We start from the raw sequence: 14402 nt of genomic DNA, 5'->3' as shown, positions 1-14402 counted from the left end.
CTTCTGTAAAAACAGCTTTTGGGAGTATCGTTCTTAGATTCCTTTAACTTTTTTAGAAATCTTGCGATTTTCTTTCTTGCTTGATTGTTTATACAAAATCAAGATGCGTCCGATTTTTTGGACTGTATCCACACCGATTTCTTCTTCCAAGATTTCAGCTACTTCGTGGATATTTTCGTCGGTGTTTTGCAAGAGAGTAACCTTGATCAATTCACGAGCGTCAAGTGCCTGACGAACACTGGTTTTGATTTGATCGTTGAGACCATTTTTCCCGATTTGGATGATGGGTTTGAGGGTATGTGCCTGGCTGTTGAGGAAGGCACGTTGTTTTGATGTTAATGACATATTCTTTCTTCCTTTTTTGATAGTTATTTTAGGTGGTGAGGGACGGTCGGAACTAATTTTTCAATGATTTCATCTTTGAAAAATGGATTTCCTGACCTCACAATTGAGCCTAGGTCTCAATTGTGCCCCTTGCCAATCTAAAGATTGGCAATCACACCACGGCAATAACTATCTTTTTATGAGCTCACTTTGTTCGCTCGGTGATTTTATTTTAAATAATTGCTTTTCTTGTGACGACGGCGACGCCTTCTGGTGCCCAGACGGCTACTTTGGCAGTTCCTGTTACACGGATCCAGCCTAGGCCTGAGATAACTAGGTCTGTCTTGTCCTTGATAGTAAAGACATGCTGGACTAGTTTTGGAAAATCTTCTTTTTCCTTGTTATTTGGTGGTGTGAGGAGAGTTCCCAGGTGCTTGTCGTAAAAGGCACTAGCTCCCTCTAGCTTGGTACGATGAAGTTTGAGTTCATTGTCAAAGAAGGCTGTAAAACCTTGCTTTTCTCCTGCAATAAAGTCAAAGCGTCCCAATCCACCTAAAAATAGGGTTTGTTCAGGGTTTAGCTGATAGGTTTTTGGTTTGATTTCCTTTTTAGGGCTGACATACTTGAGATTTTTAGCCGTCAAGTAGTGAGCCATCTGGTGACGGTGAATAATCCCCGGCGTATCATAGATATAAGAACCGTCATCAAGTGGAATCTCAATCTTATCTAGAGTTGTTCCTGGGAAGCGTGACGTTGTGATGACGTTCTGGTCACCCGTGATTTCCTGGATGATAGCGTTGATGAGGGTTGATTTCCCGACATTGGTCACACCAACTACGTAAACATCACGTCCCTTACGGTAGTGCTCAATCTTGTCGATTACTTCTCTAATGGCATGCTTGTTTTGTGCCGAAGTTAAGACAACATCGACTGGACGCAAACCTTCCTCGTGAGCACGTTCCATCAGCCATTGGCTAATCTTACCTGGTTTCACTGACTTAGGAAGGATGTCTTTTTTATTTCCAACCAAGAGCACATCATTTCCCGACACAAAGCGTGGCAAGCCTGGGATAACAGAGCCATTGAAGTCAAAGATATCAATGACATTGACCACCAAGGCATCGCTATCTCCAACCTCGTGCAAGAGTTTGAGGAAATCATCATCCGTCAACTGCACATCTGTGATTTCATTATAATGACGAAGACGGAAACAACGCTGGCAATAAACTTCTCCAGTTTCCAAACCTTTTTCAAGTGCTGACTGAGGTGTAAAACCTAAACCAGTCTTATCTTCCGTCTGAATGGTTGCTCCACAACCAATACAGAGAATTTCTTCCATAATTAGATTCCTTTTTTATAAGTAATAGGGCCGTACTTTTCAGCGATTTTTCTCATGACACGACGCTCACGCGCTCGGTTAATCTGAGTCTTAATAGAGTCGTGTTGAACCAAGGGTTTAACCAAAATCGAGCGAATGCCTGCTCGATGGGCTGCTCGAATATCCGTCATCAGCTGGTCGCCTACCATGACCACTTGGTCTTTTTCATAGTGGAAATGTTTCATGGCACGGTTAATTCCTAAAGTAAAGGGCTTCAGTGCCCAGTAAACATAGTCAATATCAAATTTTTCAACTGCTCGTTTGACACGTTTGGGAGTATTGTTAGATACCACAATGATCCGTATGCCAGCATCACGCAGATCATGCAACCATTGCTTCATCTCTACTGTTCCATCTGGATTATTCCAAGCAATCAGGGTATTGTCCAAATCCACCAAAACAGCTTTGATTCCCTGTTTCTGCAGGCTTTGAACTGTCAAATCATAAACTGCTTCCACAGCAAAATCTGGCATGTAATTTTCAATCGCCATTCTGGCTCCTTCTCTTTTATTTTCTAGTAATTTTCTTCAGCCATTGAGATAAGGCTGCCCATAAAATCAAGCTAGCTATTAAGATATAAATCCAAGCATTGGGCTCTTCTGTAAATGGTAGAGGAACATTCATTCCGAAAAAACCTGTAATAACCGCAAGGACTGCTAACAAGACTGAGATAATGGTCAAAATTGTCAAACTATCATTCAGGTTATTGTTTAGGATGTTGTTGTAAGAAGCGGAGAGTTGTTGCAATACTTGAGAAATCAAATCTGTCATGGACACCAACTGATGGGCTTCAATCATCGCATCATCAAACTGCTCTCTTTCCACTTCGTTAAAGTTCCGATAAAGCGCATGTCCCTGGATATGCTCCAAGAGGAGACGATTTTGTTTAGCCGCAGCTGTCAAGTAAACCATACCAGTTTCCAAGTCAGAGAGGGCAAAGAGATTTTTTTTAGTGGTTGTTTGACGCAACAAGGCACTGATTTCATCCTTACTTTTATCCATCTGTTCAATGACAGGATAATAAGCATTGCTGATAAGCTCTAAACCGGCAAATAGAAACTTGTAGATTGAAATGATTTCATGATTTTCAAGATAGCCTAGCATCTGATCAATGACATAAGCGTTCTTATGATTGCTGATGGTAATCATTCGTTGCTTTTCCACGATAAAGGTCATAGGAATGGCTTCATAGTATTCCTTGTCCCTTTCTAAGTCAAGAACGTTGTAGATAAAGGTCACTGTCCCATTTTCACGGTTATAATCCATGTGGGCCCGTTCGTTTCTATCCAGCGCATATTCGATGGTTTCTTTATCCAATCCATAGATTTCAGATAAATCTTCAAGATTTTTGATGATTTCCACATCTAGATTAATCCAGGTGCAACCATTCCCTAACTGCTTATCTAAAAACATCGTTTCTCCTTTACCAAACTCTTTCTATTGTACCATAAATCAGGTAAAATTTCAGTCCTCGTCTTTTCTTGAAAAATTGCTAACGACGGTGATATTCCGATTAGGAACAAAATGAAGAGCTTGGTCATCACTTCGCAGTTGAGTCGTCCGAATTCCTACACTAACGACTTTCCCCGATACGGTAATCGGACCATTGGTCAAAACAACCTCATCTCCCACATCCAACTGACGTTCAAAGAGAATAAAGAAGCCATTGATGACGTCTGATAGAAAACCTTGTGCTCCCATTCCGATAGCCACCCCAGCAATCCCAGCCCCAGCAAGCAAGCTAGATACAGGCAAACCTAGAATGGATAAAATACAATAAATCAAGAAGAAATAAAGCGTGTAGTTGAAAATATTCTCTAGCAAACGAGAAATGGTCTTTTGTCTACCAGCATCTCGATTTGAAAACTTAAGTGAAGGTTTAACTATCTTTCTTACAGCAACATGGAGAAACTTTTTGGCAATATAAAAGATAAGAATCAGTAGCAAAAGGGAAATCACCTTGGTCAAGAGATTCTCTAAAACAGTTGTTACATCTAATTTATCCAGATAACGTTGAAAAAATTCTTGCATATAAAACTCCTTTTCTATTCATTATACCATAAATCCTTCCTCGCCATCCTTTTCATAAATATTCATTTATTTCAATAAAACTTATAACTCACTTGCTTTTCAAGCATATTTATACTATAATCATAAACAATACACAAAAAAGGAGACCTCTATGAAAAGAATTATTCGTGCTTGGAACAAAACAAATCTTATCAAACGGATCGGGATTGGAATGACCTTGGGAGCTATTCTAGGTCTACTCGTTCCTAATCTAACTGGCATCGGTTTATTGGGAGATTTATTTGTAGGAGGACTAAAGGCCATCGCTCCTATCCTGGTTTTTGCTTTAGTCGCTAATGCCCTTTCCCAACACCAGAAAGGCCAAGATAGCAATATGAAAAAAGTCATTTTCCTCTATTTGCTGGGGACTTTTGCTGCGGCTCTTGTAGCAGTTTTGGCTAGCTTTCTCTTCCCTGTTCAGATGGTCTTGAGTAGTGCTAGTACAGAAGTTACTCCTCCAGACGGCATCGGACAAGTACTCAGTAATCTCCTACTAAAAATAGTAGACAATCCTGTCAATGCCATCATCGGAGCTAACTATATCGGAATTTTGTCTTGGGCTATCGTCTTTGGAGTTGCCATGCGTGAAGCTAGCAAAAATAGCAAGGAGCTACTCAAAACAATGGCCAGTGTGACTTCAAAAATCGTCGAATGGATCATTAACCTTGCGCCATTTGGTATCCTAGGGTTAGTCTTCGAAACCATCTCTGGGCAAGGTATTGCGAGTTTAGCAAATTACGGAATCTTACTCGGACTTTTGATTGCCACTATGGTTTTCGTTGCCCTAGTGATCAATCCTCTGATTGCTTTTCTCTTTATCAAGAAAAATCCTTATCCACTTGTTTGGAAATGTTTGCGTATCAGCGGAGTCACAGCCTTTTTCACTCGAAGCTCAGCTGCAAATATACCTGTTAATATGAAACTCTGTGAGGATCTAGGGCTTAATCCAGATACCTATTCTGTCTCTATCCCACTTGGATCAACTATCAATATGGCTGGAGCTGCTGTTACCATCAACATCTTAACCCTAGCTGCTGTCAATACCCTTGGAATCTCAGTTGATTTTGCAACAGCCTTTGTACTCAGTATCGTTGCAGCCATCTCTGCCTGCGGTGCTTCAGGAATTGCTGGAGGTTCTCTCCTACTTATCCCGGTTGCTTGCAGTCTCTTTGGGATTACCAATGATATTGCTATGCAGGTTGTAGGTGTAGGTTTCGTCATCGGTGTTATCCAAGACTCTTGCGAAACAGCCCTCAACTCTTCAACAGATGTCCTCTTTACAGCAGTAGCCGAATTTTCCTCTGCTCGCAATAAATAATCAAGGCAAGCCTATTTAGGGCTTGTTTTGTCTGGTTTCTATCATTTATTATAGGAAATGTCTCATGTCTATCACCCAACGTACTTTTAAACTCGTTCTGGCAACCTGTTTGGCCTGTGTTCTAGCCTACTTTCTTGATTTATCTTCAGCAGTGTCCGCTGGTATCATTGCCCTATTGAGCTTATCGGATACCCGTCGAAGCACCATTAAGCTAGCTCGCAATCGTTTATTTTCAACCCTTCTTGCTCTTTTCATTGGTGTCCTTTCCTTTCACCTGACCGGCTATCACATCTGGAGTTTTGGTCTCTATTTGGCCCTCTATGTCCCTCTGGCCTATAAACTGGGATGGGAGATTGGCATTACTCCGAGTAGTGTCCTAGTCAGTCATCTCTTGGTTCAGAAGTCTACATCACCTGATCTGCTAGTGAATGAACTCCTCCTATTTCTGATCGGTACGGGATTTGCCTTGATTGTCAATCTTTACATGCCTTCTCGGCAAGAAGAAATCCATCTCTATCATCTCAAGGTAGAAGAAAAACTCAAACACATTTTACAACGTTTTGAATATTATCTTGGAAAGGGCGATGGTCGTAACCGTGCCCAACTCGTTGAAGAATTGGATCAGCTTCTTGAAGAAGCTCTCAAACTGGTCTATCTTGATCACTCTGACCATCTCTTTCATCAGACCGACTATCATATCCACTATTTCGAAATGAGACAGAGACAGAGTCGCATTCTTCGTAATATGGCCCAGCAAATCAACACCTGTAATCTAGCCGCAAGCGAAAGCCTAATCCTTGCCCAGCTATTTGCTAAAATTGCGGATCAACTCAGCCAGACCAATCCTGCCAACGATTTATTAAATGATATTGAAAGCTACCTGCAAGTATTTCGCAATCGCAATCTCCCTAAAACAAGGGAAGAATTTGAAACACGCGCAACCTTACTTCAACTCCTGCGCGAATTGGAAAACTTTATCCAACTAAAAGTTGACTTCTATCAACGCTATTCTGAAGAAAAAAGCAATCTATCATCATAAACAAAACACCTTTTGAACTGCGAAAACTTGCAATTCAAAAGGTGTTTTTCTGTCTCGAACCTAGCTAACTAGTTAATCTTACCGAGTAGCAAAATTGCTATGAACTCCTAATGATAGACTTATCTTTCCCTTAAGAAGTATAGATGGAATTTCTAAACTCATTTGATTCCTTGAGGTAAGCTTTGTATATAGCTTTTTTCAACTTCTGAACAGGAGTTTCAATGAAACGGTATTGTTTTTGACTGATATTTCCTGCTTTGATCTGAGCAAGTTCTTCTTTTACCGCTCCTTCCATCAATTGCTTCAATCGTTCAGGACTAGAAATCACTTCCTGCTTACCTTGATAATCAATGGTAATCGGTTTTAACTTACTGATATTCGCGATCCGTTCATCCATCTGTTCCTTCTTGAATTGAGCATAGGTCTTACCAGCTAAGATCTTTTCAAAGATGTATTGGTCTGACAAGGGACGATTCTCTTTTTCAGCATCTTGCTTGTACTGATTAGAGACATAAGGAACGAAACCTTCGTAATAGCCAAGACCTGCCATGAGTTCAAAGGCTTGTTTTCTAAAGCTGATATCACCACTCATTCCCTTATCATTTTCGTTGACACCATAAATCGTATCAAACATATCAACGGTATAATAACCATTGGCATCTACTTTACCTGTAGCCGTGAATCCTTTAATGATATAGCGATTTACCACGATATGATTGTCAATCAAACTATGAACATCTCCTAGTTTGCTAGCATCTGCCTCGGTTAAAGCCTTGATTTCCTCGCTCTGGTGGCTTGGTTTGACCGATGGATTTGGATAAGGAACAGGTGTTCTTGAACCACTTGTCGCACTTGGTAAGAGTTGCTTGAAGTAGACTGCCTTATCCGCAGCTGACAATCCTCGACTTGCCTCAGCTTCTAGATAATCTAAAGTATAGAGAACATCGAAACTACCGTGCATATATTCTTTCACATCTGTGGCTGATTTAAAGCGCTCTGGTGTCTTGTTGTAGAAACTTTCTTTGTCACTCTCATCATAAACAAAGTTCAAGTTAAAGTAGGTATCTGTTTCAGGAGTGTAGGAATTTTCAAAGATTCCACGTGCATAGAATTCTGCCCCAGTACCATCTCGTCGACCATAATTATTAAAGAGGACTGTGCGATCCAACAAGTGAGTCATTTCATGAGAATAGGTTGCTGACCCTCGATCGTCCAAGACCCTATCAATAAAGTAACGCACACCAGCACCATTTGCCTCAGCACCTACTGATTGAGGCGGAGAATACATGCCTAGCGGAGACATGAAGTCCTTGACTCCCTTATCCGCCTCTGAACCAAACTCCTTGGACCAAGTTTCCTTGATACCTGCATTTTGCTTGCTAGTATACTTTTTCATAGTATCCACAATCAAACGGTTGGTTACTAGTTTTGATTGATTGTCTTTTTTAGTGATTCTATAAAGCGTATCAACATAAGCAGCCTGACGCTCAGCTGTCAATTCAACCAGAGCCTTCACTTTTTCTAGTTCAGTCTTATATTGACTAGGATTGCTCTGAGCCAGTGAGCTATCCATATAAGTTCCGATATTCCCGTAAGAAACGGTTCCCATATTTGTAATGGCATAGATGCTTGGTTCCTTGATATTCACTAGGCCTAGAAGGGTTGCCATGTTATATTGTTTGCGATTATCAATCTGTTGAGGTTCTGCCCCATACTTGGCAGGATCAGAGGTTAATTTCGTGTAGAGACTTACATTTTCATCTGTTTTTTCTTTAGATTTCTTCTCAACAACGATAGCTTTTGTAGCATCCTTCAACCAAGTATCGCCATCCATATTTGTAAAGGTAGTTCGGTTATAGTCAAGAAAGTCTAATAGGGTTGACTTATCGGTTACCTTTCCAAAGTATTTTTCAAATGTTCGTGGACTATTGACCAGCTTCATCTCATCATAGCTCATTGAACCCAGAGATGTTAGCCATTCTAATGACGTCACCTTCTTGCCAAAGGAGCTTGGATTGTAGGCAAGAATATCACGGATATTGGTCTTGCCAAAATCAATATTGTAGAAACGATTGATATAGGTTAAACCTAGGAGAATTTTTTCCTTATTAGCTTCTAGATCTGCCTGAACCTTAGATCTGGTTTCAGCTGTATTTCCGAGCACACTCAAGCTATGAGCTACAACTTTTTTAAGGTCTGTATCTAGGGTCTTTTTCGTTTCTTCAAGCGCGTCTTTAATAGATAATCTCTCTAGATATTCTTTGCGAAGGACTTCTTTAACCTCTTCATCTGTGATAGCTGGATTGGTCTTTTTGAGTTCAATCTTCTTACTAATCACATCTCGTCCCAAAATATTTGGTCTGAGGGCATTTGTCACGTAAGGATTGGAAAGCAAATCCACAGCCTTCATTCCTTGGCTAGCAGGTCGTACATCGATAGCATTTTCTAACTCCGTATTCACTGGAAGAAGATGTGGTTTGTTTTCTTTGGTTCCCACCAAGATGACCTTTGGCTTCATTGCTTTTGTCACAGCACTTGTTTCCGTGTGTGATAGCAATTCACCTGTTTGAGAATTTACTTCATAAACTCTGGTAGTGGTGGTCTCGCCAGGCTCTCCCTGGCTTTCTACTTTTTCAAGATCCTTATCAAGTGTTGGATCCTGACGACGTTCCTCCTTGATTGGAATTGGTGTCACGACGGTTTCGACATTTCCGACTTTCATAACTTTATCAATCGGAGCTGTTACTTCTTTTTGGTGATCTCTTTCTGTAACCTGACCTGTCTGAGCATCTACTTGGTAGGTGGTAGTCGTTTTTTCGCTTCCTTCCTTACCTGAAATAGCAACTTTTTCTGTTTGATAAGGAAGTGTCGGATCCGCTTCATAAACCGTATTATTTGCGATGACCCTTGTTTCTACACTTGGTTTGGTCCCAACTAGAACAACCTCATCTACCTTTTCCACCAGAGTTTTTGATGTACTAGCCTCTGTAATCTGACCACTGGTTTGATCTCTTGTATATTGGGTAGTGATTTCTACTTGTCCATTGACCCCATGTGTTTTCGTTTTTCTAGAACCGACTTCTTGGCTGTCATCTGCTTGATAGATTGTTTTATATGGGATTGTTTGGGTTTCAATCTTAGGTTCTGGAACTGGCGCCGATTCTACCTTAGTACCTACTGCGATGATTTCGGTAACTGGTTCTAAGGTTACAGTGTTGGATTTGACTTGACGGACCTCCTTACCATCTACAGTCGTCACTTCCGTTAAAATAGTACGCTCACCTGCTACGCCTGCTTGAATGACACGAGTTTCACCCTTAAGCAAGTCTGGATCTTCCTGATGAATAGTATCATAAGCAACGGCTTCTGTCGTAACCTCAAGTTCTGGCTTCACCTCTACCAAGCTTGGAGTACCTTCACTTGGAATTGAGGTGGATTCTACCTTAGTGCCTACTGCTATGATTTCGGAAATTGGCTCCAAAGTCACAGTATTGGATTTGACTCGGCGGACCTCCTTGCCATCTACAGTCGAGACTTCCGTTAAAATGGTACGCTCGCCTGTAACACCTGCTCTGATGACACGAGTTTGACCCTTAAGCAAGTCTGGATCGTCCTGATGAATAGTATCGTAAGCAACCGCTTCTGTCGTGACCTCTAGCTCTGGTTTCACCTCGACCAAGCTTGGAGCACCTTCACTTGGAATTGAAGTGGATTCTACCTTAGTGCCTACTGCTATGATTTCGGAAATTGGCTCCAAAGTCACAGTATTGGATTTGACTTGGCGGCCTTCCTTGCCATCCACAGTCGTCACTTCCGTTAAGATAGTGCGCTCACCTGCTACGCCTGCTCGAATGACACGGGTTTGACCCTTAAGCAAGTCTGGATCGTCCTGATAAATAGTATCATAAGCAAGAGCCTCTGTTGTAACCTCAAGTTCTGGCTTCACCTCTACCAAGCTTGGTGTATCTTCGCTTGGAATTGAAGTGGATTCTACCTTAGTACCTACTGCTATGATTTCGGAAATTGGCTCCAAAGTCACAGTATTGGATTTGACTTGGCGGTCTTCCTTGCCATCCACAGTCGTCACTTCCGTTAAGATAGTGCGCTCACCTGCTACGCCTGCTCGAATGACACAGGTTTGACCCTTAAGCAAGTCTGGATCGTCCTGATGAAGAGTGTCATAAGCAACGGATTCTGTCGTCACCTCTAACTCTGGCTTAACCTCGACCAAGCTTGAAGTCCCTTCACTTGGAATTGAGGTGGATTCTACCTTAGTGCCTACCGCGATGATTTCTGAAATTGGCTCCACAGTTACAGTATTGGATTTGACTTGGCGGTCTTCCTTACCATCTACAGTCGTCACTTCCGTTAAGATCGTGCGCTCACCTGCTACTCCTGCTCGAACAACACGAGTTTGGCCCTTAAGCAAGTCTGGATCGTCCTGATGAATAGTATCATAGGCAACGGCTTCTGTCATCACTTCAAGTTCTGGTTTCACCTCGACCAAGCTTGGAGTGCCTTCGCTTGGAATAGAAGTGGACTCTACCTTAGTGCCTACTGCGATGATTTCGGTAACTGGCGCCAAGGTTACAGTGTTGGATTTGACTTGGCGGTCTTCCTTGCCATCTACAGTCGTCACTTCTGTTAAGATAGTGCGCTCACCTGCTACGCCTGCTTTGATGACACGTGTTTGCCCCTTAAGCAAGTCCGGATCGTCCTGATAAACAGTATCATAGGCAACGACTTCTGTCGTAACCTCAAGTTCTGGCTTCACCTCTACCAAGCTTGGAGTTCCTTCACTTGGAGTTGAGGTGGACTCTACCTTAGTGCCTACTGCGATGATTTCAGTAACCGGCTCCACAGTTACAGTATTGGATTTGACTTGACGGACCTCCTTACCATCTACAGTCGTCACTTCCGTTAAGATAGTGCGCTCACCTGCTACGCCTGCTCTGATGACACGTGTTTGCCCCTCGAGCAAGTCCAGATCGTCCTGATAAACAGTATCATAGGCAACGGCTTCTGTCGTAACCTCAAGTTCTGGCTTCACCTCGACCAAGCTTGGAGTTCCTTCACTTGGAGTTGCGGTAGATTCTACCTTATCTGCTTGTGGAGAATGAGGTTTTGTATTTTCATTTCTAGAAACTTCTCCATTTCCCCTTACAAAATAATAGCCTGTAAATTCATAACCCTCAATCTTTTCTGGACTAGGCAAAAATTCTCCTGCAACTGTTTTGACAAGAGCTGGACGAAGCTCTACTAAGTTCTCCAAGGCAGAAACTGATAGTGCAGTACCACCTACAGCCAAAACTGTCACTAAAAAGAGAGAGGCGCCTTTTCTCTTTTTAATGAGAGTGAGCGAAACTAACAAGATACCTGTACCTAAGACAGGTAGGATAGCATTTGAAAACAAGCCAGTATCAGGTAACTTAGTAGTAGACTTACGGTAGACGAAGTAATAATCCTTACCTTCCTCCACTTGGATAGCATTTTCTTCAAACCAACGTAGTTCAGCCTTCAAAGATTCAGGCAAGTCTTTATCCTCCACATAGTGTGACACTAGCTGAGGAATCCTTTCCTCTGCAAGCACAGCATTTCCACTTGTACCTACAAAAAACAAACTCGTTCCCAATAAGACGGAACAAGTTCCTACTGCATACTTTCTCAAAGAAAAGCGTTGTTTTGCTTTAAAATGATGTTGTTTCATGATAAACTCCAATTTCGTATCTATTCCTTATCACAGTATATCAAAAATAGTAAACGTCTACAAAGGATTTGAATAATAAAATTGCTATGGTTAGCTTCTTTATCCAATTTTTAAAGAAAAGTATCCTTATTCTTTGTAAACATTCACAGTAAGAACGTAATTTCCTCCCAGAAGTTCTTCTATTATCTGCTACTTAATAAAAATCTATTGAATGAAAGTAGGAGGCCGATGAAGCTTAAAGAGCCTAAATTTCTAGATTATACAAAGCAAAAACCACAAGTAAACTCAGTTTTACTGACTTCACTTGTGGTAGTTATGTTTTATCAAAATATTTACCGAATCCTAATAGAACTCCAAAGCCACATACCTATCTCTTTTTCACCGACATTAGGGAGATATCTCGTAAACTAAAGTACGTGAGAACCAGCATAGCTACTGTGATAAAAAATTCTGTTGGTAGCTGAAAGATTTGCAGGATGGACAACATAAGCAAAATCACGAGGGAAACGAGACCAAAAACAAGAATTACAATATTAACCGTCCCCTTGATACTTTGAGGTGTCGCAAATATATAGAGTAAGAGTAATAAAATCCCTATGATTAAATAGACCATTTTCTGCTCTTTCTAGCTCTTATTCAGCTGATTTTTTCTTTTTGTTTGCTTTCTCACGCTCTGCCTTGTTAAGGATTTGTTTACGCAAACGAATAGATTCAGGCGTTACTTCCATGTATTCATCATCATTCAAGAACTCAAGTGATTCTTCAAGAGTCAAGATACGAGGAGTCTTGATAACCGCTGTTTGGTCCTTAGTAGCTGAACGAACGTTGGTCATTTGTTTCGCTTTCGTGATGTTAACAGTCAAGTCATTTTCACGAGAGTTTTCACCGATGATCATTCCTTCGTAAACCTCAGTACCTGGGTTAACAAAGATTGTTCCACGTTCTTCGATAGACATGATAGAGTATGTTGTTGCCTTACCAGTATCGATAGAAACAAGTGCACCACGGTGACGTCCACCGATTTCACCTGGAATCAATGGCAAGTATTGATCGAAGGTATGGTTCATGATACCGTAACCACGAGTCATTGACAAGAACTCAGTTGAGTATCCAATCAAACCACGCGCAGGAACAAGGAAGACCAAACGAGTTTGACCGTTACCAGTTGAGATCATATCCAACATTTCACCCTTACGTTCAGAAAGACTTTGGATAACAGATCCTTGGTACTCTTCTGGTGTGTCGATTTGAACACGTTCAAATGGCTCACATTTAACACCATCAATTTCTTTTACGATAACTTCTGGACGAGATACTTGAAGCTCATAACCCTCACGACGCATTGTTTCGATAAGGATTGACAAGTGCAATTCTCCACGTCCTGAAACAGTCCATTTATCTGGTGAGTCCGTTGGATCAACACGAAGGGAAACGTCTGTTTGCAATTCTGCTTGAAGGCGCTCTTCAACCTTACGAGAAGTGACCCATTTACCTTCCTTACCAGCAAATGGTGAGTTGTTGACCAAGAAGGTCATTTGAAGTGTTGGCTCATCGATGTGTAAGATTGGAAGAGCTTCAACTGCGTCTGTCGGAGTGATGGTTTCACCGACAAAGATATCTTCCATACCTGATACGGCAATCAAGTCACCAGCTTTGGCTTCTTGAATTTCACGACGTTCCAAACCAAAGAAACCAAAGAGTTTTGTGACACGGAAGTTCTTAGTTGTACCATCCAATTTAGAAAGGGTAACTTGGTCCCCAACCTTTACACTACCACGGAAGACACGTCCGATACCGATACGACCTACGAAGTCGTTGTAGTCAAGAAGTGACACTTGGAATTGAAGGGGCTCATCTGAGTTATCAACTGGAGCTGGAATGTGGTCGATAATGGTATCAAAGATTGGCGCCATAGTCTTTTCTTGGTCTGCTGGATCATCTGACAATGAAGATGTTCCGTTGATCGCTGACGCATAAACGACTGGGAAGTCAAGCTGGTCATCATCCGCACCAAGCTCGATGAAAAGTTCCAAGACTTCATCTACTACCTCTGCTGGACGAGCTGATGGCTTATCGATTTTGTTAACTACAACGATCGGCACAAGGTCTTGTTCCAAGGCTTTTTTCAATACGAAACGAGTCTGTGGCATAGTTCCTTCGTAAGCATCTACGACCAAAACAACACCGTCAACCATTTTCATGATACGTTCAACTTCTCCACCGAAGTCCGCGTGTCCTGGTGTGTCCATGATGTTGATACGAGTTCCGTTGTAGGCAACTGCTGTATTTTTCGCAAGGATAGTGATTCCACGCTCTTTTTCAATATCGTTTGAGTCCATTGCACGCTCAGCTAATTCTGTACGCGCGTCAAGAGTTTCAGATTGTTTCAATAATTCGTCAACGAGGGTCGTTTTACCGTGGTCGACGTGGGCGATAATCGCGATATTACGGATATCTTCTCTTAATTTTGTCATGATTTCCTCTATTGTATTCAAAAATTTATTTTCTAACTGAACGATTATACCACAATTTTAAGCAAATGACTTAATTCAAGTAAGTGTAAATG

Annotated in this window: 10 protein-coding genes; 2 read left to right on the top strand and 8 right to left on the bottom strand. The window is 41.5% G+C overall.

Features of this window, described 5'->3' with window-relative positions; translation table 11 throughout:
- Positions 1-33: 33 nt before the first annotated feature.
- From yhbY to QM460_RS05340, 5 genes are all read right to left on the bottom strand, one after another.
- Entirely contained in the window at positions 34-345 is a 312-nt protein-coding gene (gene yhbY, locus QM460_RS05360; protein ID WP_414289454.1) for a ribosome assembly RNA-binding protein YhbY, read from the bottom strand.
- A 211-nt stretch (positions 346-556) separates the two neighbouring features.
- Positions 557-1663, bottom strand: coding sequence for a ribosome biogenesis GTPase YqeH (gene yqeH / locus QM460_RS05355; protein WP_414289453.1), 1107 nt, complete (start codon positions 1661-1663; stop codon positions 557-559).
- Positions 1664-1665: 2 nt separating this feature from the next.
- The gene (locus QM460_RS05350; RefSeq protein ID WP_414289452.1) at positions 1666-2193 is read right to left on the bottom strand and encodes a YqeG family HAD IIIA-type phosphatase; all 528 of its coding nucleotides are present in this window, start codon (positions 2191-2193) and stop codon (positions 1666-1668) included.
- A 16-nt stretch (positions 2194-2209) separates the two neighbouring features.
- Positions 2210-3115, bottom strand: a complete 906-nt coding sequence (locus tag QM460_RS05345) for a magnesium transporter CorA family protein (protein WP_045763161.1) — start codon at positions 3113-3115, stop codon at positions 2210-2212.
- Positions 3116-3166: 51 nt separating this feature from the next.
- Positions 3167-3733, bottom strand: a complete 567-nt coding sequence (locus QM460_RS05340) for a mechanosensitive ion channel family protein (RefSeq protein WP_414289451.1) — start codon at positions 3731-3733, stop codon at positions 3167-3169.
- Between the two features lie 151 nt (positions 3734-3884).
- On the opposite strand from QM460_RS05340, the gene sstT reads away from it, so the two are divergent.
- Positions 3885-5090, top strand: coding sequence for a serine/threonine transporter SstT (gene sstT / locus QM460_RS05335; RefSeq protein WP_070461192.1), 1206 nt, complete (start codon positions 3885-3887; stop codon positions 5088-5090).
- A 64-nt stretch (positions 5091-5154) separates the two neighbouring features.
- Positions 5155-6129, top strand: a complete 975-nt coding sequence (locus tag QM460_RS05330; RefSeq protein WP_414289450.1) for an aromatic acid exporter family protein — start codon at positions 5155-5157, stop codon at positions 6127-6129.
- A 130-nt stretch (positions 6130-6259) separates the two neighbouring features.
- On the opposite strand, the gene QM460_RS05325 is transcribed toward QM460_RS05330, so the two are convergent.
- The 3 genes from QM460_RS05325 to typA form a co-directional block, all read right to left on the bottom strand.
- A complete protein-coding gene (locus QM460_RS05325) occupies positions 6260-11836 on the bottom strand; it encodes a G5 domain-containing protein (RefSeq protein WP_414289449.1) in 5577 nt (1858 codons plus the stop codon).
- A gap of 367 nt (positions 11837-12203) precedes the next feature.
- On the bottom strand, positions 12204-12449 hold the full coding sequence (locus QM460_RS05320) for a DUF3165 family protein (protein ID WP_045763157.1): 246 nt from the start codon (positions 12447-12449) through the stop codon (positions 12204-12206).
- Between the two features lie 19 nt (positions 12450-12468).
- Positions 12469-14310, bottom strand: a complete 1842-nt coding sequence (gene typA / locus QM460_RS05315; protein ID WP_060956097.1) for a translational GTPase TypA — start codon at positions 14308-14310, stop codon at positions 12469-12471.
- Positions 14311-14402 lie beyond the last annotated feature (92 nt).

The sequence above is a fragment of the Streptococcus infantis genome, assembly GCF_047464415.1.
Classification (GTDB): Bacteria; Bacillota; Bacilli; order Lactobacillales; family Streptococcaceae; genus Streptococcus; species Streptococcus infantis_AE.
Note: the sequence above shows the minus strand (reverse complement) of the source record. Positions and strands in the feature narration are given on the sequence as shown.

Bases quoted from the DNA above. Each gene is read 5' to 3' on its own strand.
- QM460_RS05325 (WP_414289449.1), bottom strand. From the start codon at position 11,836: ATGAAACAACATCATTTTAAAGCAAAACAACGCTTTTCTTTGAGAAAG.
- QM460_RS05340 (WP_414289451.1), bottom strand. From the start codon at position 3,733: ATGCAAGAATTTTTTCAACGTTATCTGGATAAATTAGATGTAACAACT.
- QM460_RS05345 (WP_045763161.1), bottom strand. From the start codon at position 3,115: ATGTTTTTAGATAAGCAGTTAGGGAATGGTTGCACCTGGATTAATCTA.
- QM460_RS05330 (WP_414289450.1), top strand. From the start codon at position 5,155: ATGTCTATCACCCAACGTACTTTTAAACTCGTTCTGGCAACCTGTTTG.
- yhbY (WP_414289454.1), bottom strand. From the start codon at position 345: ATGTCATTAACATCAAAACAACGTGCCTTCCTCAACAGCCAGGCACAT.
- yqeH (WP_414289453.1), bottom strand. From the start codon at position 1,663: ATGGAAGAAATTCTCTGTATTGGTTGTGGAGCAACCATTCAGACGGAA.
- QM460_RS05350 (WP_414289452.1), bottom strand. From the start codon at position 2,193: ATGGCGATTGAAAATTACATGCCAGATTTTGCTGTGGAAGCAGTTTAT.
- sstT (WP_070461192.1), top strand. From the start codon at position 3,885: ATGAAAAGAATTATTCGTGCTTGGAACAAAACAAATCTTATCAAACGG.
- typA (WP_060956097.1), bottom strand. From the start codon at position 14,310: ATGACAAAATTAAGAGAAGATATCCGTAATATCGCGATTATCGCCCAC.
- QM460_RS05320 (WP_045763157.1), bottom strand. From the start codon at position 12,449: ATGGTCTATTTAATCATAGGGATTTTATTACTCTTACTCTATATATTT.